Genomic DNA, 25,604 nt, shown 5'->3' with positions numbered 1-25,604 from the left:
TCGTTGAATTGATGCGCCTTTTCTTTTTTAAATGGCAAACGCGCTCGTCGTTGCGAAAATGCGGTTGTGCACGACGGCCCATCCATCAATTGGCGTTATGGGAGCCATGGATTCTTTGCGATATTCCAAGACCATTCGCAGATATAGAAATGCGCATCCTATCTGGGGAAAAACGCCATGTACGATCTTTATATTGCCAACAAGAACTATTCCTCATGGTCGCTGCGGCCCTGGGTTTTGATGCGCACGCTCGGCATCGCCTTTAATGAAAAACTCGTTCCCTTTGGCGAAGGTGTTGCCTTCTCCAGCTTTTCGCCGACGGGCAAGGTGCCGTGCCTTGTTGATGAGGGCGTGACGGTTTGGGAATCGCTGTCGATTGCCGAATATCTGGCCGAGAGACATCAGGGTGTCTGGGCAAGTGACAAGCAGGCACGGGCCTGGTCACGCTCGGCGGCAAGTGAAATGCATGCGGGCTTCTCTTCGCTGCGCAATCTCTATCCAATGTCGGTCGGTATCCGCGTAAAACCGAAGGGCGGCGATGCCGGGCTTGCCGCCGACATAAAACGCATTGATGCGCTGTGGAGCGAAGGCCTCGCAAAATTCGGCGGACCGTTTCTCGCCGGTCAGAAATTCACGGCGGTCGACGCCTTCTTCTGCCCGGTGGCGTTCCGTTTCCAGACCTATGGCGCCGATCTTTCGCCAGCGGCGAAGGCCTATTGTGACAGGCTGCTCTCCCTGCCCGCCATGCGCGAATGGTATGAGGCCGGACTGAAGGAAATCTGGCGCGATCTGCCGCATGAAGAAGAGATCGGCAGCATTGGCGAATTGACCGCGGATTTGCGCGCCACGGCCTGACAAATCATGCTGGCAGCACTCACTGCGATGCCGTCAGCAACCGGGTGACGGCTTCAGGCACATCACGGTCAAAGCGCCCGCTTTTCCAGTCGTAGAAGCGATGTTCGCTCCACGGCCTGTTGGTGCTGGCGGTTGCAGCGCGCATCCGCCCCACCACCCCCGCCTGATCGCTGCCGGCGAAATTTATCTCTACCGAGTCGATGCGCCTTAATATGTCGCGATTGAGCAGTAGGGCACCCGAGCGGCATTGCGTAAACGAGGTTCTGCGGGAGACGATGACGATATCGGCGATGTCACAGGCTTTCCCGGCAAACCGACCGTCTTCCAGCACGATGATAAACTCGCCGCTTTTCGCGCGCGCCGCACACCAGATGCCTGTCCTGCAGGTGAAGACACCGGGCGCGGCATCTCTCAGCGTCGTTATCATCTCTCGGGCCACGACCTTCATGTCCTCCGGCGCAAGCTTGGATTTTGTGGTGAGAGCAACGGTTGTTGTCGGAGCCCCCGTCTTGAGAAAGACCGGTGGGAGCGGTTTTTCAGGCAACAGCAGCGCCCTCTGCCATTGCTCATAGATGAAGCCCTGCGGCCGCGTTTTTGTGGTGTAGACCCTGCCCTCGTCCAGAAGCGCCACCAGCTTGCCTTCCTCATGGACAAGCAGATCAGGCAGACCGCGTTGGGCGACGGCTCCAGAGAGGCCGAAGGCCAATATCAGAGTGGGCAAGCCGAGTAGCGCCAAACGGGTGCGCAGCAATGCCAGCAGCAGAAAACCCACAGAGGCAATGCCGATGAAAGCGCCATGCGGTCTCCCGGTCGCCGCGCTGCCGCCCCAGGACGCGACCTCGTCCGCAACCTCGATGACAAGCGCCATGCCGTAACCCATGACCTTCAGGAACGGCGCATCGAGCCCGAAGGGCATCAACAGCATGGCGATGAGGCCGAAGGGCATGACGATCAGCGACATCAGCGGCATGGCTGCCAGATTGGCGAAAAGTCCATAGGTGGTGACACGCTGGAAATGCTCGGCGGAATAGATCGCCGTCGAGAGCCCGCCGATCAGCGATGTGGTGACGACACCGCCGATGACGGCGCCTGCCGTTCCCGCCACCGTCATCCACGCCGGTTTGCGCCCGATGAACAGACGCTCCCGGTCGGTGCGCCATCGGCTCCAGGCGGCATAGGCCGCAACGAGCGCGATCGTTGCGGCGAAGGACATCTGGAAGCTCGGTCCCATGATTTCCGAAGGAGACAGCGCGAGGATAACGAGAGCGGACAGCGCAACATTTCTGAGGCTGAGCGAGGGCTGATCGAACAGTACCGCAATCAGCATCACCGACATCATCAGCCAGGCGCGTTCGGCAGAGACGGCAAACCCTGATATCAGGTAATAGGCAAGCGTCATCAGCAGTGCCGCAAAAGCGGATATTTTCTTCACCGGCCAGCGCTGGGCAAAGGCCGGAAACAGGCTGAAGGCAAGCCTCAGCCCGACGAAGAATATGCCTGACGCCAGCGCCATGTTGAGCCCGGATATGGCAACGATATGGGCGAGGCCGGAAAGCCGCAGGGCTTCCATTGTTTCCGCCGATATGGCCTGTCTCTCATCGGTGACGATGGAGGCGGCAAAAGCGCCGGCGTCACCGCCGATGGTGCTGCGGATGCGCTCGGCAATGGCGGTGCGCAGGCCGTAAAGCCGCATATCGGCCCATTCCAGCCAGTCCTCTTTTGCGTCGATATCAGGGGCAGTGATCGTCTGCGGCGGCTTATAGAAAAAGCCGGTCGCGCCTATGCCCCTGAAATAGGAGGCGAAGGCGAAATCATTGAGACCAGGCAACGCCGGACCGGATGGCGGCGAAAGCCGCGCCTTGCCGCGAATGACCGCACTGAGTGCCACCGGCTTTCCGCCGCCGCGGGCCAGCAGCGAAACCATTCCAGGCAGGCGTGACAATGCCGGCGCTTCTGTCGCAGCCAGTTGCACCACATACCGCCAGTCGCCGCGGGCATCGACCTCCCGGCGCAATACCGTGCCTGATATGGTGGTGGTGACGGGCGTATCCAGCACCACCGTCCCTGCCCTCCGCGTTTCAAATTCGGCGAAAAGCATGCCCAGCAACAGCAGTGCGACGAGGCTGCACGCCGTGGCCACCAGAGTCGCGTGATATCGGGTGGCGAATGCCAGGCCGGCGGCGAGCAAAAATAGAACAACAAGAAGCGGCAATGAGGGTGCTGCATCAAGGGAAAACCAGAGGATCGCCCCACAGCCGATGAAGACCGGCACGAAAAGAAAATCATGACCGAATGCGCGTTCTTCGGCGAGGCAGTTGGTGATTTTACGGATAATGGCCATTTGCGGTTTCGGCCTGCTGACAAGGGCCGGCAGACCATACGTCGCGATCTCGCCGGTCCGGCGCTGCGGAGACAGCATTTCCGCCGTGCGGGGCAATCCGCCCTGCATCGTTTCGGCATATCCGAAATGCTGTTTTTCCCCTTGATCAAGCACTCTGCGCCGCGCCCCTGCCGCACCGGAAACAGGTTTGCAGGTGGACGCGCGGGATTGCAATGCTTTCCTTTAACCCTGCGTTGACCGAGATTGAGTTGCCATGATCGATAAAGCGAAAAGCAACGCAATTGCGTTTGCCGCAATGCACAATTTGACCTTTGGATAGCTTGGCATCTGCGCAAGGATCATATAGCTAATCGGTAGACGCTTAACCGCGGGGTGTGTCTCAACGCCCCCACCCGCATGTTTTCGGAGGATCAGTATGACGGAAAAAAGCGCTACAGTGACACTTGGCGAAAAGCAGGTGGAACTCCCGGTCAGGGAAGGCACGATTGGACCAAGCGTCGTCGATATCGCCACGCTCTATAAGCACACGGGCTCCTTCACCTACGACCCGGGTTTCACGTCGACGGCCTCCTGCGAATCCAAGATCACCTATATCGACGGTGACGAGGGCGTTCTCCTGCATCGTGGTTTCCCCATCGAGCAGCTCGCCGAACAGGGCGACTTCCTGGAAACCTGCTATCTGCTGCTCTACGGCGAATTGCCGACGGCTGCGCAGAAGAAGGATTTCGACACCCGCGTCACGCGCCACACCATGGTGCATGAACAGATGAGCCGCTTCTTCACCGGCTACCGTCGCGATGCGCATCCGATGGCTGTCATGTGCGGCACGGTCGGCGCTCTCTCGGCCTTCTACCACGACTCGACCGACATCACCGATCCGCACCAGCGCATGGTCGCTTCGCTGCGCATGATCGCGAAGATGCCGACGATTGCCGCCATGGCCTACAAGTACCATATCGGCCAGCCCTTCGTTTATCCGAAGAACGATCTGGATTACGCCTCCAACTTCCTGCACATGTGCTTTGCCGTGCCTTGCGAGGACTACAAGGTGGATCCGGTTCTGGCCCGCGCCATGGATCGCATCTTCATCCTGCATGCCGATCACGAGCAGAACGCCTCCACCTCCACGGTGCGTCTTGCCGGTTCGTCAGGTGCAAATCCGTTCGCCTGTATCGCGGCTGGCATCGCCTGCCTCTGGGGCCCGGCTCACGGCGGCGCCAACGAAGCGGCGCTCAACATGCTCAACGAAATCGGCACGGTTGACCGTATTCCGGAATATATCGCCCGCGCCAAGGACAAGAACGATCCGTTCCGCCTGATGGGCTTCGGCCACCGCGTCTACAAGAACTACGACCCGCGCGCCAAGATCATGCAGAAGACGATGTACGAAGTGCTGGAAGCCACCGGCAATTCCGACGATCCTATCATGCAGGTCGCGCTGGAACTGGAAAAGATCGCTCTTTCCGACCCATACTTCGTCGAAAAGAAGCTTTACCCGAATGTCGACTTCTATTCCGGCATCACGCTGAAGGCGCTGGGCTTCCCCACGACCATGTTTACCGTTCTCTTCGCTCTTGCCCGCACCGTCGGCTGGATCGCACAGTGGAACGAAATGATCGAAGATCCGCAGCAGCGCATCGGCCGTCCGCGCCAGCTCTATACGGGCGCCGGCAAGCGCGACTACGTCCCGGTTTCCAAGCGTTAAACCGCGAAACCCTGTAAGATCAAAGGCCGGCAGGTTTTCACCCGCCGGCCTTTTTTGTTGTTGGTCCTGATGGTTCTTAGTGGCGCGCCGCAACGCCCAGAAACTGCTTGAGCTCGGGTGTGGAGGGATTAGAGAACACCTCCTCCGGTGGGCCGATTTCATGCACCCTGCCCTCATGCATGAAAACAACGCGGGAGCAGACGTCGCGCGCAAATTTCATTTCATGCGTCACCATCAACAGCGTCATGCCTTCGCCGGCGAGTTCCCGCACCACCGCCAGCACCTCCGAGACCAGCTCGGGATCGAGCGCCGAGGTGATCTCGTCGCAAAGAAGCGCGATCGGCTGCATCGCGAGTGCCCGGGCAATGGCGACGCGCTGCTGCTGACCGCCTGATAGTTCATCGGGATAGGCATCGAATTTATGCGCCAGACCCACCCGTTCCAGCATCTTGCGGGCAACGGCTTCCGCTTCCGGTTTGGGTGTCTTCTTCACTACGGTCTGCGACAGCATGACGTTGCCGCCAACGGTCTGGTGCGGAAAGAGATTGAACTGCTGGAAGATCATGCCGACCTTCAGCCGCAGGGCTTTCAGATGCAGATCATCATCGAGAAGCTGCGCGCCGGCAACCGATATGGAGCCGGCCGAAATCGTCTCCAGCCCGTTGATGCAGCGAAGCAGGGTGGATTTGCCCGATCCGCTCTTGCCGATGATGGCGATGACCTCACCGGGCTCCACATCGAGGTTGATGCCTTTCAGAACCTCGTTGCTGCCATAACTTTTGCGGACTTCAGTGATTTCGATGAGCGACATTGAGCTTCCTTTCGAGGATCTGGCTGCTCTTCGACAGAGGCCAGCACAGCGCGAAATAGATAAGGGCGACGAGGCCATAAACGGTGAAGGGCTGGAAGGTGGCGTTGGTGACGACCGTGCCGGCCTTGGACAGTTCTACGAAGCCGATGATTGAGGTCACGGCCGTTCCCTTGATGACCTGCACGAAGAAACCGACGGTTGGCGGAATGGCGACCCGCATGGCCTGCGGCAGGATGACGTAGCGCATCTGTTGCAGGCGTCCCATGGCAAGGCTTGCCGACGCTTCCCATTGGCCTTTCGCGACGGATTCGACGCAGCCACGCCAGATTTCGGTGAGAAATGCAGCCGCCCACAGGATCAGCGTCAAGCCCGCCGCCAACCAGGCCGGCACATCGATGCCGACCAGGCCGAGGCCGAAAAAGGCGATGAAAAGCTGCATCAAAAGCGGCGTTCCCTGAAAAAGCTCGACATAATAGCGTGCGAAAGCCCGCATCGATTTTTTGCGGGAAATGCGCATGAACAGCAGAAGCAGCGCCACCAGACCACCGCCGGCAAAGGAGACGAGCGACAGCAGCACGGTCCAGCGCGTGGCGAGCAGCAGGTTTCTGAGAATATCCCAGGTGGAGAATTCAATCATCGGACACTCCTGCGGGGAAAGATGAGGTTGCCGCCCATGACAAGCACCTGCCTCAACAGAATGGCCAGCACGAGATAAATGACGGTGGAGACCATGTAGGCTTCAAAGGCGCGGAAAGTGCGCGACTGAATGAAGTTGGCCGCAAAAGTCAGGTCCTCGGCGGCGATCTGCGACACGACCGACGAGCCGAGCATGACGATTACCACCTGCGAAGATAGCGCTGGCCAGATGCGTTGCAGTGAGGGCACCAGCACCACATGCCGGAAGGTTTCGAAACGGGTCATGGCAAGGCTTGCCCCGGCCTCGAACTGGCCCTTGGGCGTCGCCTGAATGCCGGCACGGATGATCTCGCAGCTATAGGCTCCGAGATTGACCACCATGGCGATATTGGCCGCGCTCAATTCCGACAGTTGCAGGCCAAGCGACGGCAGGCCGAAGAAGATAAAAAACAATTGTATGAGAAATGGCGTATTGCGAATGAGCTCTACATAGGTCGCAACCGGCGGCCTCAGCCATTTGGGGCCAAGCGCGCGTACCCAGGCGCAGAATATGCCGAGCGCGATGCCAAGAACGCCGCCGACGGCGATCAATTCCAGCGTGATGGCAATGCCCTTGGCGATCTGCGGGTAATAATCGAGAAGCCATCCAAAATCGAATGTATATTTCACCCGATATTTCCTTTCGGGGAGGACAAACCATGCGCCGGGCCGCGATCAGGCACGGCCGGCGCCTGGATTTGCCAGGTTGGTCAGAGATCCTTCGGAAGATCGGTTTTCAGCCACTTCTGCGCGATCGTGTTCAGCGAACCATCGGTCTTTGCGGTGGCGAGAATGGCATTGACCTTTTCAAGAAGGGCCGGCTGTTCCTTGTTCAGGCCGATATAGCAGGGGGAATTCTTGATCAGGAACTTCAGTTCGGGGCGCTTAGGTGGATTCTTCGCAAGAATGGCGGCGGCGACGACATTGCCGGTGGCCACGGCTTCCACCTGGCCCGCGAGGAAGGCGGAGATCGTGCCGTTATTGTCCTCATAACGCTTGATGGTGGTGTCGGCCGGCGCAACCTTGGTCAGCTCCAGATCCTCGACCGCGCCACGGGTGACGCCAACGGTCTTACCGGCCAAATCTTCCGCCTTGGTGACGGCAACCGAATCCGGTGCAAAGACGCCGTTGAAGAAGGGCGCATAGGCGGTCGAGAAGTCGATGACCTTTTCACGGTCCGGGTTCTTACCGAGGCTCGAGATGACGAGATCGACCTTGTTGGTCTGAAGATAGGGGACGCGGTTGGCACTTGTCACCGGCACGAGTTCAACCTTCACGCCGAGCTTCTCGCCGATCAGATTGGCGACATCAATATCGTAACCCTGCGGCGCCATATCCGTGCCGACGCTGCCGAAGGGCGGGAAATCCTGCGGAACCGCAACGCGGATCGTGCCCCGGGACGTGATATCACCGAGCGCATCGGCAAAGGCTGCCGGCGAAAAACCGAGTGTTGCGGAAATTGCGGCGATGGCAAGCAATGAACGTCTGGAAAACATTGGGAATTACTCCTTGAGGCTTGAGGAAAGGGGCTGCATTGAAAGGGAATTGCGAAGCTCGTAGAGCGGGTCCGGCCTGCGGGTGAGATCGAGACCCGTTTCAACTTCGTCGAGATGGCGGATGGCGAGTTCGGCGGCGCCATGAAAATCGGCTGCCTTGATCGCTTCGAAGATACGGCAATGTCCGTCGTGCGACTGCTGCGCATGGAAATCGGACTGGTAGAGCATGGAGATGAGGATGGTTCTGGCGGTCAGGTCGCGCAGCGTTTCGACGATGATATCGTTTCCGGCGATTTCGGCGATACGGATGTGAAAATCACCCATCAGGCAGGTCAGGCGCTGGCGATCGCCTTTGGCAATCGCTGCCTTCTCCTCATCGAGATGATTGGCGAGGATTGCGATGCCTTGCGCGCTGACGCCGGAAAGATTGCGCAACAGTCCGTATTCTATGATTCGCCGCGCCTCATAGACCTTGATGGATTCTTCGGCAGAAGGCTCCACCACGAACCAGCCGCGGCGCGGACTGACGGTGACGATGCCACGCGTTTCCAGCCGCATCATCGCCTCGCGGATGCGCGTGCGTGACACGCCGAAAAGGCTGGCGAGCTGGTTCTCGCTGAGGCGGGTGCCCGGGCGGATGCGCGCGGAAAGAATGCCGGAGATGATGGCGTCTTCCACCGCGCTCTGGGCGCTTTCTGATGTTTGGCTATCTTGCATACAAGATTGAAAGCAAGAGGTGTGCCAGATGGAAATTTATGGGCCGGGAGACCTCCGGTGGTCAGCCGTTTGCCGTCCTAACGATCAAATGCAGTAAAATCGCCCCCTCTCCTGCCTGCATCGGCGGCAGGACATAAGCCGGTGGAGCGAGAGGGCTATGATTATTGTGAGGGACGAGTTTTGCTCTTCAGGACATCCAGAAGAATGCGCGCGCCGGTTTCCCCCGGCGGCACATCCGTGTGCAAGCGTTGCTGTACAAGTGCATAACCTTCGAGCATCGCCTGCCGCTCGGTGGTGTCGGAAGACAGACGCTCTGCCCAGCGCAGCATCGAACCTGCCCTTACCACCTCGTTGAAATATTCCGGCACGACGGCGTAATCGGCAATCAGGTTCGGCAGCGCGCCCGTCCACGTCTTGACACGCTTGCTCAGCATGGTGAAAATCCAGTCGGTCTTGTAGACCGAGATGGTCGGCACGCCCGCGAGCGCGAGTTCCAGAATGACCGTGCCGGAAGCGGCTATGGCCGCATCGGCTTCAGCAAACGCATTCCATTTGAAGGCGGAATCGATACCGATTTCGGGCCTGATATCCTCCGGCCACGACGCTGCCAGTTCGCGAATGCGTTTTTCCTGACGCGGTACAGTGGGCAACAGGAACCGCGTCGGACCGTTGCGCTCGACAAAAGCTCTCGCCGCCGCCTGAAACGGCTCCATCAGCCGCGTCGTTTCAGTGGAACGAGACCCTGGCAGGAGAAGAATGGCCTTCGGTTCGCCATCCGCCGGCAGAGAGCGTTCCGCCCGCTTCTGTCGCACTGACAGCACATCGGGGTCGACGCTCAGTCGATGACCGACAAAACTTGTCGGCGGGCCGCCGAGACGGCGCATGGCTTCCGGCTCGAAGGGCAGAAGAGCCAGCACATGATCGACATAAGAGAGCATCGCGGTGGCGCGATATTCCTTCCAGGCCCAGACACTGGGGCAGACGTAATTGACGACCGGCAGCTGCGGCAATTGCTTACGGACTTTTTTCGCAACGCGATGGGTGAAATCCGGGCTGTCGATGATCAGCAGAATATCGGGCTTTGCGGCGGCGATTGCCTGAGCGGTCTGGTTGATCCGCGCAATGAGCTTCGGCAGTTTTTTCAGAACCTGCGTGAAGCCCATGATGGAGAGCTCGGAATAGTCGAACAGGGAAAGCAGTCCCTGCGCTTCCAGCGTTTCGCCGCCCACACCCACCAGCTCGACAGGCCCCGCATATTGGGCCTTGAGCGAGCGAATCAGATCCGCGCCTAAAAGATCGCCGGATACCTCCCCGGCTATGACCGCCACTTTTAATGCCGCCGTCATCCGATCAGGCCTCCCCCATCATATCTCCGCCAAGTGACGTATCGATGCCGCAGACGAATATGCCCGCCTCATCGGCCGCTTTCAACATCGCCTCGCGATCGAGTACCAGCGCCCGCCCGGCTTCGACGGCGATACCTGCCAGCCCGGCCTTTCGCGCATTCTCAACCGTTTCCACACCGATTGTCGGCAGGTCAGCGCGCACATCCTGCTGCGGCTTGCACAGCTTTACGAGCACGCCCTTGCGGCGCGGGGATATCCGTCCCTCCGCACGCAATGCCGCGACGCGCGCCAGCATGGCATCCGTTCCCTCAACGCCTTCCAGCGCGACGATACGGCCACCGACGGCGACCGCGCCCTGCCCCACATCGAGCTTGCCAAGCGCGAGCGCAGCCTCAGCCGCCTTGCGTATATCTCGCAGATCATCCTCGGCAGGTTTTTGCGTACCGAAAGGGCCTATCGCGGCCAGCAGGCCGGGTGCGATTTCGTGGGCACCGATGACTTTTGCGCCGAGCGTGCCGATGATCTTGATAACCATCTGAAGAACGGCGTCGTCGCCGCTCGACAGCAGCGTCCTGACAATGGACGGCAGTTTGAGCAGGATGCCGACTGTGGGTCGGATCTCGCGCCATTCCGGACGCCGCGCCACGGCGCCGGATAGCACGACACGGTCTACCCGGTTTTCACGCAGCAGACGGCCAAGCCCGGCGACATCGCCGACACTGATCACGGCATTGTCGAAACCGCTCCAGTCGAAACGGGAATCATCGCGCAGGCGCACAATGAACGGGTTCTCGCCCATCTCACGGGCGGCGGCCGCCACATATAGCGGCAGCTGGCCGCTGCCGGCCACAATGGCGAGACGCCCGCCGCCTGTCACGGCTCACTTGCCCCGGTTGGGCGAGGATATTGCGCGGTCGCTATCCGCACCGATGAAATCGATGACTTCAAGCGCCTGCGGGCAATCCAGATAGTCGTTACGGTCAATGGCTGCGGCATTCCCGCGGATCGTGCCTTCGGCCTCGAAAATCGCCTTGTAGACGCGTCTGACCTTGTGGATATCGGCGCGCTCAATGCCGGCACGGGTCATGCCGACGACGTTCAGACCGCCAAGAATGCCGGGATTGCCATTCAGCATGCCATAAGGAATGACATCGTAATTAACCGCCGACAGCCCGCCGATGAAGGCCTGGCGGCCGATGCGCGTGAACTGGTGCACGGCGCAGCCGCCGCCCAGAATCGCGCGGTCCTCGATGGTGACATGGCCCGCCAGCATCACATTGTTCGACAGGATGATATGGCTACCGAGGCGGCAATCATGCGCCACATGCGAATTGGCGAGGAAAAGATTATCGTCGCCGATAACGGTCTTGCCGCTGCCATCGGAACTGCCGGCGTTCATCGTTACGCCCTCACGCATGATGCAGCGCTCACCGATCTCGAGCGTCGTTTCCGAACCGTCGTGGCGAACCGCCTGCGGCGCGCCGCCGATGACCGCCATGGGATGGACAACCGAGCCACGGCCGATCACGGTCAGGCCGGAAACAACGGCGTGATTGTGCAGCTGGACATCGTCATGCAGCGTGACTTTTGCACCGACATAGCTCAGCGCACCGATGACGACGTTTTCACCGATCACCGCACCGTCTTCGATCACGGCGCTCGGATGAATTCTGGCCGAGGCGGCGATCGTGCTCATTGCTGATCCTCGGGGATCATCATGGCGCCGACATCAGCCTCCGCCACCAGCGCGCCGTCCACCTTCGCTTCGCAATGGAATTTGAAGACATTGCCGCGCTGGCGCTGCTTGACGACGTGAATTTCCAGACGATCACCGGGGACCACGGGTTTGCGGAAACGCGCATTGTCGATTGTCATGAAATAGACTAGGTGACCGCCCTCACCCTGGCTGCGAGCACAGATCGCACCCGCCGTCTGGGCCATGGCCTCAACAATCAGAACGCCGGGCATGATCGGCCGGTCCGGGAAATGACCGGTGAAATGCGGTTCGTTGACAGTGACGTTCTTGATGCCGATCGCCGAATTGTTACCATCGATCTCAATGATCTTGTCGATCAGCAGGAACGGGTAACGATGCGGCAGAAGCTTCATGACTTCCAGAATGTCAGCCGCGCCGAGCGCCGTCTTCGTTTCTTCAGTCATTTTTTTTCTCTCCTGTTTTTTTATCACGCCCTTCAGCGCGCGCCAGAATTTCGGCCATGTCGCGCAGGAAATATTTCATCGGACGCGCAGGCGTGCCGCCATAACGGGCGCCTGCCGGCACGTCCGCCACAACACCGCTCATCGCCGCGATCTGTACGCCGTCGCCAATGTTGATATGGCCATTGATTCCGGCCGCACCGCCAATCATCACACCGTCGCCTATGCGGGTGCTGCCCGCGATGCCAACCTTGCTGACGATGCCGCAATGGCGGCCGATGCGCACGTTGTGGCCGATCTGGACCTGATTGTCGATCTTGGTGCCTTCGCCGATGACCGTGTCATCCATGGTGCCGCGATCGATCGTAGTGTTGGCGCCAATCTCGACATTGTCCTGAATAATGACCCGGCCGATCTGCACGATCTTCAGCATGCCGCGCGGACCGGGCGCATAACCGAAACCATCCTGACCGATGCGCGCGCCGTTATGGATAATCACATTATTACCGATGAGGGCCGCAAGAACGCTTGCGCCGCCGGCAATGGTGCAATCGCGCCCGATCTGCACATCCTGCCCGATGATGACGCCGGGACCGATCCGCGTTCCAGCACCGATATGGGCGCCAGCTCCGATCACAGCGAGCGCTTCGACGATGACGCCAGCCTCCAGCTTCGCAGAGGGATCGACATGCGCAGCATGGGAAATTTCAGCGTCCATACGCGCAATCGGACCAGGACGCATGGCGGAAGGATGCAGCAAGGCACCAACCTGCGCAAACAGCGTGTGCGGGTTTTTCGATATCAGCGCAGGGGTGTGAGACGGAAGCATGTCCACAAGTGCGGTGTCACAAATGACGGCGCCAGCGTCGCAGGTCTGCAGCTCGTCGCGGTTCTTGCGCGAAAGAATGTAGCAGAGCTGATCGGGTTTTGCCCGGTAGACCGGCGCGACGGAGCGAATGATCCGCTCTCCCGCTGCGTCATCAGACAGTTCCGCCCCAAGACGGTCTGCGATATCTTTCAATCGCAGTCCCTCGTGGGGCGGAAAAAAGGCGTTGTATTCCATCAGCCGGAAACTCCAGAACGTTCAAAGTTGCAGTTCTGGACTGCCGATATCAGAAAGTGTTGGACATGCCAAACCGGAAACGCTGTTCCTCGTCGTAGTCTTCCTTGGCGAAAGGCACGGCGTAGTCGACACGGATCGGACCGAAAGGCGACGCCCACATCACACCCACACCGGCGGATGCGCGGATGGAGTTGTCGTCCTTCACACCGGCGCTGTTGGCAACCTTGTTGCCATACAGCGTGCCTGCATCCACGAAGCCAGCAAGGCGCAGGCCGAAATCTTCCGGAACCCCAGGCATCGGAGCTGAGACTTCAGCAGAAGCGGCGAAATAGGTCGTGCCGCCGATGGAGTCGGAGCCGATGCGCGGACCGATACCATCGTTCTTGAAGCCCCGAACCTGACGGCCGCCGAACTTGAACTGATCGAACACAAGCAGATTGTCGCCTGTCGGCACCACGTGACCGGCCTGGCCGGTCAGAGAGCCGATGACATCGTACTCATCGGAAAGCGTGTAGAAGAAGCGAGCCTTGGCGTAAATCTTGTAATATTCGGAATCGCCGCCGAGACCTGCAAATTCGTTCGTCAGAGCAGCCTGCCAGCCTTCGCGCGGCATGTTGCGGTCGTCGAGCGTATTGTAGTTCAGCGTGTTCGAAATGATGGACTGTGTCCAGTCACCGCCACGGATCAGGTCCTTGTAGGGAGCGGCAAGGTTGCTGCCGGTTTCCCAGTCGCCTTCGCCGTCATAATTGAGCTGCTTGTAGGTGTACTTGAACGTCGTTGAGAGGTCCTCGGTAATCGGCGCGGTCACGCGCAGCGAGAAGCCCTGCTCGTCGTAGTCATAATAGTCTTCGCTGCGGCTCTGGCTCTTGAACAGGTCGAAACCTGCTGCCAGACGGTAGCCGAGGAAATAAGGCTCCGTGAAGGACAGCGTATAGCTGCGTGCATCATCTTCACCCGCACCGGCGGCGAGACGGATGTATTGGCCGCGACCGAGGAAGTTCTTTTCTTCGATGGAAGCTTCGAGCAGAACGCCGTCGTTCTGCGAGTAGCCCGCGCCGATACCAAACGAACCCGTCGACTGATCTTCAACGTCAACCACGATCACGACACGGTCAGGCGCGCTGCCGCCGGCGGTCGAAATATTGACTTTGGAGAAGTAACCCAGCGCTTCGAGACGACGCTTCGCAGCGGTGATGACTGTCTGGTTGAACGCATCGCCTTCGGAAATATCGAATTCGCGACGGATGACATAGTCACGCGTGCGGGTGTTGCCACGGATTTCGATACGTTCGACGTAAGCGCGCTCACCCTGGTCGACGATATAGGTCACACCGATGGTGTTGCCCGCCATGTCGCGGTCACCGCGCGGCGTTACGCGGGCAAAGGGATAACCCTCGCCGGCCACGCGCTTGGAAATCGCCTCCATGCTCTGCTGAACTTCCTTGGCGCTGTAGCTTGCACCCTGGCGGGTTTCAACGAGACCCTGCAATTCCGCACCATCAACACCCGGAACGGTCGATTCGACAACGACGTTGCCGAAATCGTATTTCTTGCCTTCATCGACCGTGATCGAGATGGTGTATTCGTTCTTGGATTCGTCCAGCACCGCGTCAGACGATACGACCCGGAAGTCGGCATAACCGCGGTTATAGTAGAACTGGCGCAGCGCCTCTTCGTCGGCGCGCAGCTTGTCCTCGTTATAAACGTCCTTACGCGTCAGGAACGACAGCATGTTGGACTTCTTGGTATTGATGACGGCGGCCAGACGACCATCGCTATAGGCATTGTTGCCGACGAAATCGATGCGACCGATCTTCGTGCGCTCGCCTTCATTGATGACGAAAGCAATGTTCACCCGGCCCTGACCGACGGAAACGGTCTGCGTGGTGATCTCGACATCGCTGCGGCCAATGGCTGCGTAAGCTTCCTTGATACGAGCGATATCCGCCGTCACGATTGCCTGATTGAACGGACCCATCGACTGGGTCTGCACGATGCCGGCGAGCTTGTCGTCCTTGATCTTGCGGTTGCCGTTGAAGACCACCTGATTGACGAGCTGGTTCTCGTCGACCGTCACGACCAGCGTGCTGCCGGAAACGCGCATGGAGACATTCGAGAAATAACCTGTGGCGTAAAGACGCTTCACCGATTCATCGATGTCCGAATTGGAAAAGTTCTTACCCGGCGCAATGGTGATGTTGGAACGCACGGAGTCCGCGCCCGACCTTTCGGCCCCGCGAACATCGATCCTGCTGATGACGGCTGCATGTGCAACGCCAACAGAGGCAAGCACACCAAGGCCCGCAACCGAAGAAACACCGGCAGACAGAGCAACCGCCGACACAGCGTTCAAAAATCTTGAACCAGCCTTCATTTCAATTCTTACCTTTTTACGTTGTCCCTCAGCGGGCGGAACCCGACTCCGGCCATGTGCGTCGTTTTACCTGCTTTTCCCCTACAAGCAAGCGTGAACGTTAAATTCTGTTTACTTCGTGCTTCAGAGTGGCTCATTCGCCACTTCGGCATATAAACACGGTAAACAAGTCACTAACAAAACCGTTAAAACACAATCATCAGCCGATCAAGCTGCTGATATCGTTCCATGTTGCAAAAACCATCAGGCCCAAAATCATCATCATTCCGATACGGAACGCGACTTCCTGCGCGCCCGCACCGAGCGGCCTGCCGCGAATGGCCTCGATGGCGTAGAACACAAGGTGCCCGCCGTCCAGAACCGGCACAGGCATCAGGTTCAAAAGACCGATGGAGACGGAAAGAACGGCGGCAAGCTGGATAACGGCGGAAATACCGAGTGTCGCCATCTGGCCGGACGCCTGCGCCACCCGGACCGGACCGCCAAGCTGATCGGCATTCATGCGCCCAGTCACGAGATTGCCGATATAATTGAAGGTGCCGGTGATAACGTGGCCGGTTTCGCGCACACCTTCAGCCAGCGCCTCAGACGGTGAATATTCAATATGGCGAAAGTTACCGCTGGTCTGGTCGGTGACGATGCCGATAATACCCATCTCCAACTTGTTGCCGAACTGGTCCGTTGTCTCCGTGCGGGTCGGAACCATCGGCAGCTTCAGCTCCTCGCCCGCCCTTTCAACCGTTACGGTGATCGGCGTGCCCGGGCGGATGCCGACATAACGGCGGACATCCTCGAAGGTCATCACTTTTTCGCCATCGATCGCCACCAGCCTGTCACCGGGTTGAACGCCGGCTGCGGCAGCAGCACTGTTTTCGCGGACTTCCGCCACGACCGGATCGGCGATCATCCGGCCATAAATGCCAAAGAGCACCGCAAAGATGAGAATGGCGAGAATGAAATTCGCGATCGGGCCTGCGGCAACCGTGGCCGCCCTCTTCCACAGCTTAGCACCGGAAAGCGTCTGCGCCCTCTCCTCCAGCGACATATGCGACAGGCCGGAACTATCCGGCTTGCTCGCCGCGTCCTCATCGCCGAAGAACTTGACGTAACCGCCGAGCGGAATCGCCGAAATTTTCCATCGCGTGCCGCGCTTGTCGGTGAAACCGATCAGCTCCGGGCCGAAACCGATGGAAAACGCGGTGGAGCGGATTCCGCACCAGCGACCAACAAGATAGTGGCCCATCTCATGCACAAAAACGAGCAGCGACAGCACCAGGATGAAGGGCACGATATAGCCGGTCAGAAAACCGGTCGCCGCCATTACTGTGTTCATGACAATCTGCCCTTTGTGTCGTGACCTTTCGCGCCGCTCAGAAACCCGGCAACAGACCGCCGCCCGATCCGGGCACGTCGCCGGTTGCCGCCGCATGCACGAAAGCTATGAGGAATACCGCAAAGCAGGCGAAAACAAGACCGTCAACTCGGTCCATGAAGCCGCCATGGCCTGGAATGAGATGGCTGGAATCCTTGACCTGGAAACGCCGTTTCACGAAGGATTCGAAGAGATCGCCTATCTGGCTGAATACCGAAAGAATAAGAGCGAGCACCAGCACCAGCACGCTGATCCTGCCGTGATAGGCCATAGACACCGCGCCGCCGCCGATCACGGCCGCCACCGCCCCGCCGATGGCGCCAGACCAGGTCTTGCCGGGCGAGATCGAAGGTGCGAGCTTCGGCCCGCCAATGGCGCGCCCTACGAAATAGGCAAGAATATCCGTCGACCAGACGACGGCGAAGATGAACAGGATGGACACGAAGCCCGTCAGCTCGTCACCACGGATGGCCGAGAGCGATATGCCGCTCAGGCCCGCATAAAAAATACCACCCACCAGCCACCAGTTTTTGCCGCGCAGGATCGGAAACAGCGCAGCGGTCAGCGTGAAGCCGGATAATAGAGGCAGATCGAGCGAGGATTCGCCGAAGATCGTGTTACCGGCGATGACGGCAACCGCGAACCAGCCCCAGGCGTTGCCTGTCGGGTTCGACTCCGACAGCCGGCTAATCGTCGACCATTCATAATAGATGAGGATCGCCAGAAGGCCCGCAACGATGCGGAACAGAATGCCGCCATACCAGGTCGCGGCCAGAATGACCGCCGCCATGACGATTGCGGACACAATCCGCAGTCTGAGTTCACGGCTCATCAGGCGCCTGCCACGGCAACCTGCTCGGTGAGTGCGCCGAAGCGGCGGTCACGCGTTGCATATTGCTCGATTGCGGAGAAGAATCGCTGGCGGTCGAAGTCCGGCCAATATTCGGGAACGAACAGAAACTCGGAATAAGCAGCCTGCCAGAGCAGGAAGTTCGACAGGCGCTCTTCGCCGCTGGTGCGGATAATGAGATCCGGATCGGGCATACCGGACGTGTCTAGTCTGGCCGAAATCATCTCCGGCGTAATGGATTCGGCATTAATCCTGCCTTCGGCGACATCGCGCGCAATCGCCGCTGTCGCACGCGCAATCTCGTCGCGACTGCCGTAATTGAAAGCGATCACCAGCGTCAGCTTGGTATTGTCCGCCGTCATCTGCTCCGCCTCTTCGAGGAGCGCGCGTATGTCGTGCTTCAGCCCTTGCCGGTCGCCGATGATCCGCACGCGGACATTTTCGCGGTGCAGTTCCGCAAGATCACGCCGGATGAAGGCTTTCAAAAGCCCCATCAGATCGCTCACCTCGGATTCGGGTCTACGCCAGTTTTCCGAGGAGAAGGCAAAGAGCGTGAGATAGCGTATTCCGCAGTCGCCGGCCGCGCGAACGGTCTCGCGCACGGCCTCCACACCGCGGCGATGCCCCATCACGCGCGGAAGACCGCGCTGCTTTGCCCAGCGTCCATTGCCATCCATGATGATGGCAACGTGCTCGGGAATGGAGGAACGTGTCGTCGTCGGCATATCGATCCAGTAACAGGGCAGCGCGGAATTAAAACGAATAAAATACAGGTCTATCGCGAACGATGTCAGACCTGCATGATTTCCTTTTCCTTCTCGGCAAGCAAGCGGTCAATTTCCGAAATCGTGTCATCGGTCATTTTCTGAACCTTTTCCGACTGTCCACGGCTTTCGTCCTGACCGATGTCACCGTCCTTTTCGGCTTTTTTCAGACCATCCATGCCATCACGACGCACATGGCGAATCGCCACCTTGGACTTTTCGGCATAATCATGGGCGACCTTCACGAGCGATTTGCGGCGCTCCTCGTTGAGTTCAGGCAGAGGAATGCGCAGGTTCTGGCCGTCGACGATGGGGTTGAGGCCGAGATTGGATTCGCGGATCGCACGGTCGACAGCGTTGACCATCGACTTGTCCCAGATGTTGACGCCGAGCATGCGCGGCTCCGGAACTGTGATGTTGGCCACCTGGTTGAGCGGCACACGCGAGCCATAGGCGTCGACGGTGACCGGATCGAGAATATTGGCCGAGGCGCGGCCGGTGCGCAGCGACGCGATATCGCTCTTGAACGCATTGATGGCGCCATCCATACGGCGCTTGATATCGTTGAGGTCAACACCACTCATCTTGATACTCCATCTTGTCGGCCAGCGGCCGTAATCGCCCCTTGAGGCGGCATCGTTTTGATTATTTGTCGTGCACGATGGTCTTGCGGCCGCCGCCGGTCAATATCTGCGCAAAACCGCCCTTCTCGTGGATAGAGAAAACAATGATCGGAATGTGGTTTTCGCGGGCCAGCGCAACGGCGGCGACATCCATAACCGCCAGCCCCTTGCCGAGCACTTCACTGTGGGTCAGTTCGTCGAAACGGGTCGCCGTCGGGTCCTTCTTCGGATCGGCGGAATAGATGCCGTCCACCTGCGTGCCCTTGAAGATCGCTTCGGCGCCCATTTCGGCCGCGCGCAGTGCAGCAGCGGAATCAGTGGTGAAGAACGGGTTGCCCGTACCGCCGGCGAAAATCACCACGCGCCCCTGCGCGAGATGATGGAGCGCCGCACGTTGCGAGAAGCTTTCACAGATTTCAGGCATGGCGATTGCGGAAAGAACGACGGTATCGATGCTGAGCTTGCGTAGCGAGGTTGCGAGCGCCAGCGCGTTGATGACGGTCGCCAGCATGCCCATATGGTCGCCGGTAACGCGGTCGCCGCCCTTGGAGGCCACGGCGACACCGCGGAAAATATTGCCGCCGCCGACGACAACACCGACTTCGACGCCCATCGCCCTCGCCTGCGCGATATCGGAAGCGATGCGGTCAGCCACCGCCACATCGATACCGAAACCCTGATCACCCATAAGGGCTTCACCGGAAGCCTTGAGAAGAACACGTTTGTAGATCGGCTTGGAAGACATCATGACTCCTCGGAAATGTAACCGAAACGCGGATACACGAAGGGCACCGCGTTGTCACGCGATGCCCTCCCGTTTTCCCAAGATTGGGTAAATATAATCAGCCCTTGGCGACGGCTGCGACTTCTGCTGCGAAATCGCTTTCTTCCTTCTCGACGCCTTCGCCGAGCAGCAGGCGAACCATACCCGTCACTTCGATGGAAGCGCCGGCTTCCTTTTCGGCTGCCTTGACGGCGTCGCCGACGGTCAGGTCAGGGTTGATGACGAAAGCCTGCGACAGAAGGGCGACTTCTTCGAAGAACTTGCGCATGCGGCCATCGACCATCTTTTCGATGATGGCTTCCGGCTTGCCGGATTCGCGGGCCTGTTCGATGAAGACGTTGCGCTCGCGCTCGGCAACAGCGGCGTCAACTTCTTCAGCGCGGATGGCGAGCGGGTTGGTCGCAGCGATGTGCATGGCAACCTGACGGCCGATGGAGTTCAGAACGGCCTTGTCGCCTTCCGACTTCAGGGCAACGAGAACGCCGAGCTTGCCGATACCGTCGCCGGCAGCGTTGTGAATGTAGGTCGCAACAACGCCGTGCGGCACTTCGAGTGCAGCCGAGCGGCGCAGCGTCATGTTCTCACCGATGGTGGCGATTGCGTCCTTGATGCTGTCGGCAACGGACTTGCCGGTTGCCGGGTAGGTGGCGGCGGAAACGGCGTCAACGGTGCCATCGGTGGTGAGGGCGACCTGGGCGATACCGCGGATGAGGTCCTGAAACGCATCGTTGCGGGCAACGAAGTCGGTTTCGGAGTTCAGCTCAACGACAACAGCCTTGTGACCCATGGTGGCGACACCGACCAGACCTTCGGCAGCCGTGCGGCCGGACTTCTTGTCGGCCTTTGCGATGCCCTTGGCGCGCAGCCAGTCGATTGCCGCTTCCATGTCGCCATTGGTCTCAGCAAGAGCCTTCTTGCAGTCCATCATGCCTGCGCCAGACTTTTCGCGCAGTTCCTTCACCATTGCGGCTGTGATTTCGGTCATTGTGTGCCTCTTATCGGTTCGATCGGTCAGCCGGCTGAATTCGCCGTGCCGAAGTTCTGGGTGATGACTGTACCCGGCCGCACACCCTTTGAAACCCGGAGGTCCGGCAAGGGGCATGCGCATTCCCAAGTGCTGCGGCGTCGCCATACATCGAAATGATGGGTGCCGCTCTAGTGTGACAGCGTTATGAAGACTGCCTACCGTTCCAACCACATCGGACGCCTGCGGTTTTTAAAAACCCATGGCGGAGCGGTTAGAAACGAACAAGGCCGTCAACCCATTGAAGGTCTTTGACGGCCTTGTCATATCCTGGTCGAGGAGACGGCGATTAAGAAATCGCCGCCAGACAGGGCCTAGATCAGGCGCCAGCCTCGTCTTCGAGAGCGGGCTCGATCGGAGCTTCTTCGGAAGCGCCGATGTCGCGGCCGGAAGCGCCCTGCTGACGTGCGATACCGTCGATGGCGGCGCGGGCGATCAGGTCGCAGTAAAGCGAGATGGCGCGCGAAGCATCGTCGTTACCCGGGATCGGGTAGTCGATGTGATCCGGGTCGCAGTTGCTGTCGATGATCGCAACGACCGGAATGCCAAGACGCTTGGCTTCTTCGATCGCGATCTTTTCCTTGTTGGTGTCGATGATGAACATCAGGTCAGGTACGCCGCCCATATCGCGGATACCGCCGAGAGCCTTTTCGAGCTTTTCGCGCTCGCGCTCAAGGTTCAGGCGTTCCTTCTTGGAGTAGCCGGAAGCTTCCGAGTTCAGGATCTCGTCGACCTTGCGCAGGCGCTGGATCGAGTTGGAGATGGTCTTCCAGTTGGTCATCATGCCGCCGAGCCAGCGGGAGTTGACGTAGTACTGGGCCGAACGCTTTGCGCTGTCGGCAATGATTTCGGACGCCTGACGCTTGGTGCCGACGAACAGAACGCGGCCGCCACGAGCGACGGTGTCGGACACGACCTGAAGGGCGCGCGACAGCATCGGAACGGTCTGAGCCAGGTCGATGATGTGGATGTTGTTACGGTCGCCGAAGATGTACGGCTTCATCTTCGGGTTCCAGCGGTGCGTCTGGTGGCCGAAGTGAACACCAGCTTCCAGAAGCTGGCGCATAGAAAAATCGGGCAATGCCATGCCTTGTTACTCCTTTTCCGGTTTAACCCCCGCGAAGCGAACAGCGCCAATTTTCATCGACACCACCGGGCGGAACGAACCGGATTTCTCCCGGAACATCCCAAGCTTCGCGTGTGGAATGGTGAGCCGCATACAGTTGCCCGCATGAAAATGCAAGCATTTATGCGAAAAAACCGCGAGAACGGCCCGCGTTTCAGCGAACCGGCTTGTTTTCGCAGGTTTCTGGCTTGAGAATATCGAGCTTGGCGAGCTTTCCCGTCAGAACGAAATCGCCGTAATCCATCGTCAGATCGCGGGTGATTCCGTTTTCGTAAAGCTTGAACGACATGCGGTAAATCGGCAGGGCGTCGGTGCCGGTCTTGTCGTTATAATAGGCGATGGTCACCGGCCAGAATGCCGCTTTGGCGAATTCGCCAGCCTTGCCGGCGTCGGCATCGCCATCCTTCGGCATCTGCGACTTGCCGACCAGGGTGGACGTGATCAGGCTTTCATCGCCATCATCGGAACCGTCGAAAATGCGGGATTCGAAGATGCGTTTTCCCTGCTTTGCATGTTCGATGACCTGAAACATATGCTGCGTCGGGAATTCGCTGGCGACGAGGCTGACCTGGCGGGCATCCGGCCGGGTCAGATCGACCTTCACGCCGTCAGTGCCGTCGATCGCCGCCCCCTGCACTTCCTTGTCCAGCTTGTCGTCGGTGTAGGACTTGGTCTCGAAGGTGAATTTCTTGGCCGCGAGATCTTCGAAGGTGGTGGTCTGCTGGTCGGTCATGCGCACGGCGTCGCCAGTGTTGATCTGCGTCACGAAACGGAAATCCGTCTTGTAACCCTGACAGGCAGAGCCGGTGAATTCATAGACCATGCGGCCGGTCATGCCCTCGATGCCGGAACGGTCAGACGCATCCTTGAGTTCGAGATCGTAGACGGCGCGGTGCGATACGAGATCAGGAACCGCGACGGGCAAGGCATTGGCAGCGTTTGACAGGCCGGTCATAAGCCCTGTTGCGGCAACGAAACCCAGCGTCCTGACAAACATGCAATATCTCCTGTTGGACTCGCTGCTCATATTGTACAAGCAACCACCCGGCTTTTGGATCAACATCTTCTGAATGCCGGATTCTTGAAGGATTTACAACAAAACCGGAGACGAAAATGTCTGACGTCATCGAAGGCCGCCTCAAGGAACTCGGCTTTACGCTTCCTGTCGCCGCAGCACCAGCCGCAAACTACGTTCCGTTCACCATCAGCGGCAATCTTCTTTATGTATCAGGTCAACTGCCGATGGAATCGGGCAAGATTGCGGTGACGGGCCTTGTTGGCCGTGATGTCGACGTTGCCAGCGCCCAGCGCGCGGCAGAATTATGCGCCGTCAACATTCTCGCACAGGTCAAGGCCGCTTTGAATGGCGATCTCTCGAAAATCCGTCGTGTCATCAAGCTGAATGGCTTTGTCGCGTCGGTTCCGGAGTTCGTGGAGCAGCACCTTGTCATCAACGGCGCTTCCAATCTCATTGCCAATGTTCTCGGTGAGCCCGGCAAACACGCCCGCGCCGCCGTCGGCATGGCTTGCCTGCCCTTCAATGCCGCTGTCGAAATCGACGCCATCGTGGAAATCGACGTATGACGCTGAAACTCTCCTGGTTGACGGCTCAGCCCGTCGCCCATCGCGGTTATCATGATCTCAACAAGGCGGTCTGGGAAAACACGCTTTCCGCGTTTTCCCGCGCCATCGAAGCCGGTTTCGCCATCGAATGCGACGTTCAGCTGGCAGCGGACAGCGTGCCGGTGGTTTTCCATGACCACGACCTGGAGAGGCTGACCGGCATCAAAGGCGATGTGCGTGAACGCACCTCGGCGGAGCTGGCGATGCTTTCCGTTGGGCAAACCAAAGATCGCGTCCCTACCCTCAAGCAACTTCTGGTGCTCTGCGCCGGCAAGGTGCCGCTCGTCATCGAGCTGAAGGGCCGCGAAGGCGAAGGCGTCGACGACGGTTTTGCCGAGGCGGTGCTGGAAGACCTCGAGGGCTATAAGGGCCACGTCGCGCTGATGAGCTTCGACCACCATCTGCTGAGAGATCTGAAGGCGGCCGGCTCGCCCTGGCCGCTCGGGCTCACGGCCGAAGGCGACAAGCCGGAGGACTTCTTTAAACATGACGAAGCGATGCAGATGGGGCTCGATTTTATCTCCTATCATTGGGGTCATCTGCCCAACAGCTTCATCGAGGCGCAAAGAAAACTTGGCCTTCCGGTGATTACCTGGACGGTCAGGGATGAAAATGCGCGCAAGACTACTTATAAATATGCGGACCAGATGACATTCGAAGGTTTCGACCCGAGAGAGAACCCATCCGCTACGGCATGACAGAAGACTATTCCATCAGCATTGCGCAATCCTTCAGGGATATCGATCCGGAAAGCTGGAAACGGCTTTCCGGAACCTCGCGCAATATGTCAGGAAAAATATACAACCCCTTTATTTCCCATGAATTTTTATCATCCATGGAAGAATCGGGATCGGCGACAGCCAAAACCGGCTGGCTCGGGCATCATCTGCTTCTCGAAAACGCCTCCGGTGTTCTCGTCGGCGCGGTGCCGGCCTATCTGAAGAACCACAGCAAGGGCGAATATGTCTTTGACCACGGCTGGGCGGATGCTTTCGAACGGGCGGGCGGGCATTATTACCCTAAACTGCAATGTTCAGTGCCCTTCACACCCGCAACCGGGCCACGTCTGCTCGTTTCAGAAATCGAGGACGAGACCCGATTCAAGGCGTTACTGGCCTCCGGTCTTGCCCAGGTGACGGAGAAGATCGGCGTCTCCTCGGCACATGTCACATTTCTGGAAGAGGGCGATCTGTCCGCCCTTCTGCCGCGCGATTTCCTGCACAGGACTGACCAGCAGTTCCACTTCATCAATGACGGTTATCGCGACCATGATGATTTTCTTGACGCCCTTTCCTCACGCAAGCGCAAGGGGTTGAAAAAGGAACGCCGCGCGGCGCTGGAAAGCGGCATCGAGATCGACTGGCTGACTGGGAGCGACCTGACCGAGGATATCTGGGACCAGTTCTTCGCCTTCTATATGGATACCGGCAGCCGCAAATGGGGCCGGCCATATCTGACCCGGGAGTTTTATTCGCTGATCGGCGAACGCATGGCCGATGATGTGCTGCTGGTGATGGCGAAACGCGAGGGACGTTATATTGCCGGTGCGATCAATTTCATCGGCTCGGACGCGCTTTATGGCCGCCACTGGGGCTGCATCGAGGATCACCCCTTTCTGCATTTCGAGGTCTGTTATCATCAGGCGATCGATTTCGCGCTGGCGAAGGGATTGAAACGCGTGGAGGCCGGCGCCCAAGGCGAACACAAGTTGGCGCGCGGTTACGTGCCCGTCACCACCCATTCGGCGCATTTCATCGCCCATCCGGGCCTGCGCCGCGCCATTGCCGATTATCTTCAGCGGGAGCGCGAAGAGGTCGAGCATATCGGCGATTATCTTGATGAACACACGCCCTTCCGCAGGGGCGAGAGACAGGAACCGGACATATAGTCCGCCATGA

Annotated in this window: 25 protein-coding genes; 5 read left to right on the top strand and 20 right to left on the bottom strand. The window is 59.0% G+C overall.

What is annotated here, in order from left to right; genetic code table 11:
* Positions 1-177: 177 nt before the first annotated feature.
* Positions 178-855, top strand: coding sequence for a glutathione S-transferase family protein (locus ACQZ48_RS11975; RefSeq protein ID WP_448728839.1), 678 nt, complete (start codon positions 178-180; stop codon positions 853-855).
* Positions 856-874: 19 nt separating this feature from the next.
* On the opposite strand, the gene ACQZ48_RS11970 is transcribed toward ACQZ48_RS11975, so the two are convergent.
* A complete protein-coding gene (locus ACQZ48_RS11970) occupies positions 875-3,304 on the bottom strand; it encodes a ComEC/Rec2 family competence protein (protein WP_448728881.1) in 2,430 nt (809 codons plus the stop codon).
* A 307-nt stretch (positions 3,305-3,611) separates the two neighbouring features.
* Between ACQZ48_RS11970 and gltA the strand changes: the two genes are divergently transcribed.
* Complete coding sequence (gene gltA / locus ACQZ48_RS11965; RefSeq protein WP_003502585.1) at positions 3,612-4,901, top strand: citrate synthase; 1,290 nt, start codon at positions 3,612-3,614, stop codon at positions 4,899-4,901.
* A 76-nt stretch (positions 4,902-4,977) separates the two neighbouring features.
* On the opposite strand, the gene ACQZ48_RS11960 is transcribed toward gltA, so the two are convergent.
* The 19 genes from ACQZ48_RS11960 to ACQZ48_RS11870 form a co-directional block, all read right to left on the bottom strand.
* A complete protein-coding gene (locus ACQZ48_RS11960; protein ID WP_080790806.1) occupies positions 4,978-5,712 on the bottom strand; it encodes an amino acid ABC transporter ATP-binding protein in 735 nt (244 codons plus the stop codon).
* The gene (locus tag ACQZ48_RS11955) at positions 5,690-6,349 is read right to left on the bottom strand and encodes an amino acid ABC transporter permease (protein ID WP_142912170.1); all 660 of its coding nucleotides are present in this window, start codon (positions 6,347-6,349) and stop codon (positions 5,690-5,692) included. The genes ACQZ48_RS11960 and ACQZ48_RS11955 overlap by 23 nt, the downstream gene beginning before the upstream one ends.
* Positions 6,346-7,017 carry an amino acid ABC transporter permease gene (locus ACQZ48_RS11950; protein WP_077982368.1) on the bottom strand — a complete coding sequence of 224 codons (672 nt, stop codon included), beginning with the start codon at positions 7,015-7,017 and terminating at the stop codon, positions 6,346-6,348. Before ACQZ48_RS11950 ends, ACQZ48_RS11955 begins: the two co-directional genes overlap by 4 nt.
* Positions 7,018-7,097: 80 nt before the next feature.
* Positions 7,098-7,883, bottom strand: coding sequence for a transporter substrate-binding domain-containing protein (locus ACQZ48_RS11945; protein ID WP_191217623.1), 786 nt, complete (start codon positions 7,881-7,883; stop codon positions 7,098-7,100).
* A 6-nt stretch (positions 7,884-7,889) separates the two neighbouring features.
* Positions 7,890-8,600, bottom strand: coding sequence for a GntR family transcriptional regulator (locus ACQZ48_RS11940; protein WP_448728838.1), 711 nt, complete (start codon positions 8,598-8,600; stop codon positions 7,890-7,892).
* A gap of 161 nt (positions 8,601-8,761) precedes the next feature.
* Positions 8,762-9,946, bottom strand: coding sequence for a lipid-A-disaccharide synthase (gene lpxB, locus ACQZ48_RS11935; protein ID WP_191217624.1), 1,185 nt, complete (start codon positions 9,944-9,946; stop codon positions 8,762-8,764).
* A gap of 4 nt (positions 9,947-9,950) precedes the next feature.
* Positions 9,951-10,823, bottom strand: a complete 873-nt coding sequence (locus ACQZ48_RS11930) for an LpxI family protein (protein WP_161596350.1) — start codon at positions 10,821-10,823, stop codon at positions 9,951-9,953.
* A gap of 3 nt (positions 10,824-10,826) precedes the next feature.
* Positions 10,827-11,642, bottom strand: coding sequence for an acyl-ACP--UDP-N-acetylglucosamine O-acyltransferase (gene lpxA / locus ACQZ48_RS11925; RefSeq protein ID WP_077982372.1), 816 nt, complete (start codon positions 11,640-11,642; stop codon positions 10,827-10,829).
* A complete protein-coding gene (gene fabZ, locus ACQZ48_RS11920; RefSeq protein WP_065653924.1) occupies positions 11,639-12,106 on the bottom strand; it encodes a 3-hydroxyacyl-ACP dehydratase FabZ in 468 nt (155 codons plus the stop codon). Before fabZ ends, lpxA begins: the two co-directional genes overlap by 4 nt.
* The gene (lpxD, locus tag ACQZ48_RS11915; protein ID WP_173989004.1) at positions 12,099-13,166 is read right to left on the bottom strand and encodes a UDP-3-O-(3-hydroxymyristoyl)glucosamine N-acyltransferase; all 1,068 of its coding nucleotides are present in this window, start codon (positions 13,164-13,166) and stop codon (positions 12,099-12,101) included. The genes fabZ and lpxD overlap by 8 nt, the downstream gene beginning before the upstream one ends.
* A gap of 49 nt (positions 13,167-13,215) precedes the next feature.
* Positions 13,216-15,540: an outer membrane protein assembly factor BamA gene (gene bamA, locus ACQZ48_RS11910; protein WP_077982374.1), complete on the bottom strand. Its 2,325-nt coding sequence runs from the start codon at positions 15,538-15,540 to the stop codon at positions 13,216-13,218.
* Between the two features lie 199 nt (positions 15,541-15,739).
* Complete coding sequence (rseP, locus tag ACQZ48_RS11905; protein ID WP_165691200.1) at positions 15,740-16,861, bottom strand: RIP metalloprotease RseP; 1,122 nt, start codon at positions 16,859-16,861, stop codon at positions 15,740-15,742.
* A gap of 49 nt (positions 16,862-16,910) precedes the next feature.
* Complete coding sequence (locus tag ACQZ48_RS11900) at positions 16,911-17,744, bottom strand: phosphatidate cytidylyltransferase (RefSeq protein WP_077982376.1); 834 nt, start codon at positions 17,742-17,744, stop codon at positions 16,911-16,913.
* Positions 17,744-18,487 (bottom strand): isoprenyl transferase, encoded by a 744-nt coding sequence (locus ACQZ48_RS11895; protein WP_077982377.1) that lies wholly within the window; start codon positions 18,485-18,487, stop codon positions 17,744-17,746. The genes ACQZ48_RS11900 and ACQZ48_RS11895 overlap by 1 nt, the downstream gene beginning before the upstream one ends.
* A 65-nt stretch (positions 18,488-18,552) precedes the next feature.
* Positions 18,553-19,110 carry a ribosome recycling factor gene (gene frr, locus ACQZ48_RS11890; protein WP_004441558.1) on the bottom strand — a complete coding sequence of 186 codons (558 nt, stop codon included), beginning with the start codon at positions 19,108-19,110 and terminating at the stop codon, positions 18,553-18,555.
* A gap of 61 nt (positions 19,111-19,171) precedes the next feature.
* Positions 19,172-19,894: a UMP kinase gene (pyrH, locus tag ACQZ48_RS11885; protein ID WP_077982942.1), complete on the bottom strand. Its 723-nt coding sequence runs from the start codon at positions 19,892-19,894 to the stop codon at positions 19,172-19,174.
* A 97-nt stretch (positions 19,895-19,991) separates the two neighbouring features.
* The gene (gene tsf / locus ACQZ48_RS11880) at positions 19,992-20,918 is read right to left on the bottom strand and encodes a translation elongation factor Ts (RefSeq protein WP_077982378.1); all 927 of its coding nucleotides are present in this window, start codon (positions 20,916-20,918) and stop codon (positions 19,992-19,994) included.
* Positions 20,919-21,276: 358 nt separating this feature from the next.
* Positions 21,277-22,044, bottom strand: coding sequence for a 30S ribosomal protein S2 (rpsB, locus tag ACQZ48_RS11875; RefSeq protein WP_003496241.1), 768 nt, complete (start codon positions 22,042-22,044; stop codon positions 21,277-21,279).
* A 193-nt stretch (positions 22,045-22,237) separates the two neighbouring features.
* Positions 22,238-23,080: a cell envelope integrity EipB family protein gene (locus ACQZ48_RS11870; RefSeq protein WP_191217625.1), complete on the bottom strand. Its 843-nt coding sequence runs from the start codon at positions 23,078-23,080 to the stop codon at positions 22,238-22,240.
* A gap of 116 nt (positions 23,081-23,196) precedes the next feature.
* On the opposite strand from ACQZ48_RS11870, the gene ACQZ48_RS11865 reads away from it, so the two are divergent.
* From ACQZ48_RS11865 to ACQZ48_RS11855, 3 genes are read left to right on the top strand one after another with little or no spacing between them, the layout of a single operon-like run.
* Positions 23,197-23,667: a RidA family protein gene (locus ACQZ48_RS11865; RefSeq protein ID WP_137410241.1), complete on the top strand. Its 471-nt coding sequence runs from the start codon at positions 23,197-23,199 to the stop codon at positions 23,665-23,667.
* A complete protein-coding gene (locus tag ACQZ48_RS11860) occupies positions 23,664-24,404 on the top strand; it encodes a glycerophosphodiester phosphodiesterase (protein WP_269823991.1) in 741 nt (246 codons plus the stop codon). Before ACQZ48_RS11865 ends, ACQZ48_RS11860 begins: the two co-directional genes overlap by 4 nt.
* The gene (locus ACQZ48_RS11855; protein WP_448728837.1) at positions 24,401-25,594 is read left to right on the top strand and encodes a GNAT family N-acetyltransferase; all 1,194 of its coding nucleotides are present in this window, start codon (positions 24,401-24,403) and stop codon (positions 25,592-25,594) included. Before ACQZ48_RS11860 ends, ACQZ48_RS11855 begins: the two co-directional genes overlap by 4 nt.
* Positions 25,595-25,604 lie beyond the last annotated feature (10 nt).

It is taken from the genome of Agrobacterium sp. 22-209-1, from assembly GCF_053522485.1.
The sequence above is the reverse complement of the archived record's forward strand: the minus strand, read 5'-3'. Positions and strand labels throughout refer to the sequence as shown.

Bases quoted from the DNA above. Each gene is read 5' to 3' on its own strand.
- ACQZ48_RS11975 (WP_448728839.1), top strand. From the start codon at position 178: ATGTACGATCTTTATATTGCCAACAAGAACTATTCCTCATGGTCGCTG.
- ACQZ48_RS11970 (WP_448728881.1), bottom strand. From the start codon at position 3,304: ATGCAGGGCGGATTGCCCCGCACGGCGGAAATGCTGTCTCCGCAGCGC.
- gltA (WP_003502585.1), top strand. From the start codon at position 3,612: ATGACGGAAAAAAGCGCTACAGTGACACTTGGCGAAAAGCAGGTGGAA.
- ACQZ48_RS11960 (WP_080790806.1), bottom strand. From the start codon at position 5,712: ATGTCGCTCATCGAAATCACTGAAGTCCGCAAAAGTTATGGCAGCAAC.
- ACQZ48_RS11955 (WP_142912170.1), bottom strand. From the start codon at position 6,349: ATGATTGAATTCTCCACCTGGGATATTCTCAGAAACCTGCTGCTCGCC.
- ACQZ48_RS11945 (WP_191217623.1), bottom strand. From the start codon at position 7,883: ATGTTTTCCAGACGTTCATTGCTTGCCATCGCCGCAATTTCCGCAACA.
- ACQZ48_RS11940 (WP_448728838.1), bottom strand. From the start codon at position 8,600: ATGCAAGATAGCCAAACATCAGAAAGCGCCCAGAGCGCGGTGGAAGAC.
- lpxB (WP_191217624.1), bottom strand. From the start codon at position 9,946: ATGACGGCGGCATTAAAAGTGGCGGTCATAGCCGGGGAGGTATCCGGC.
- lpxA (WP_077982372.1), bottom strand. From the start codon at position 11,642: ATGAGCACGATCGCCGCCTCGGCCAGAATTCATCCGAGCGCCGTGATC.
- fabZ (WP_065653924.1), bottom strand. From the start codon at position 12,106: ATGACTGAAGAAACGAAGACGGCGCTCGGCGCGGCTGACATTCTGGAA.
- lpxD (WP_173989004.1), bottom strand. From the start codon at position 13,166: ATGGAATACAACGCCTTTTTTCCGCCCCACGAGGGACTGCGATTGAAA.
- bamA (WP_077982374.1), bottom strand. From the start codon at position 15,540: ATGAAGGCTGGTTCAAGATTTTTGAACGCTGTGTCGGCGGTTGCTCTG.
- rseP (WP_165691200.1), bottom strand. From the start codon at position 16,861: ATGGCGGCGACCGGTTTTCTGACCGGCTATATCGTGCCCTTCATCCTG.
- ACQZ48_RS11900 (WP_077982376.1), bottom strand. From the start codon at position 17,744: ATGAGCCGTGAACTCAGACTGCGGATTGTGTCCGCAATCGTCATGGCG.
- ACQZ48_RS11895 (WP_077982377.1), bottom strand. From the start codon at position 18,487: ATGCCGACGACGACACGTTCCTCCATTCCCGAGCACGTTGCCATCATC.
- frr (WP_004441558.1), bottom strand. From the start codon at position 19,110: ATGAGTGGTGTTGACCTCAACGATATCAAGCGCCGTATGGATGGCGCC.
- pyrH (WP_077982942.1), bottom strand. From the start codon at position 19,894: ATGTCTTCCAAGCCGATCTACAAACGTGTTCTTCTCAAGGCTTCCGGT.
- tsf (WP_077982378.1), bottom strand. From the start codon at position 20,918: ATGACCGAAATCACAGCCGCAATGGTGAAGGAACTGCGCGAAAAGTCT.
- rpsB (WP_003496241.1), bottom strand. From the start codon at position 22,044: ATGGCATTGCCCGATTTTTCTATGCGCCAGCTTCTGGAAGCTGGTGTT.
- ACQZ48_RS11870 (WP_191217625.1), bottom strand. From the start codon at position 23,080: ATGTTTGTCAGGACGCTGGGTTTCGTTGCCGCAACAGGGCTTATGACC.
- ACQZ48_RS11865 (WP_137410241.1), top strand. From the start codon at position 23,197: ATGTCTGACGTCATCGAAGGCCGCCTCAAGGAACTCGGCTTTACGCTT.
- ACQZ48_RS11860 (WP_269823991.1), top strand. From the start codon at position 23,664: ATGACGCTGAAACTCTCCTGGTTGACGGCTCAGCCCGTCGCCCATCGC.
- ACQZ48_RS11855 (WP_448728837.1), top strand. From the start codon at position 24,401: ATGACAGAAGACTATTCCATCAGCATTGCGCAATCCTTCAGGGATATC.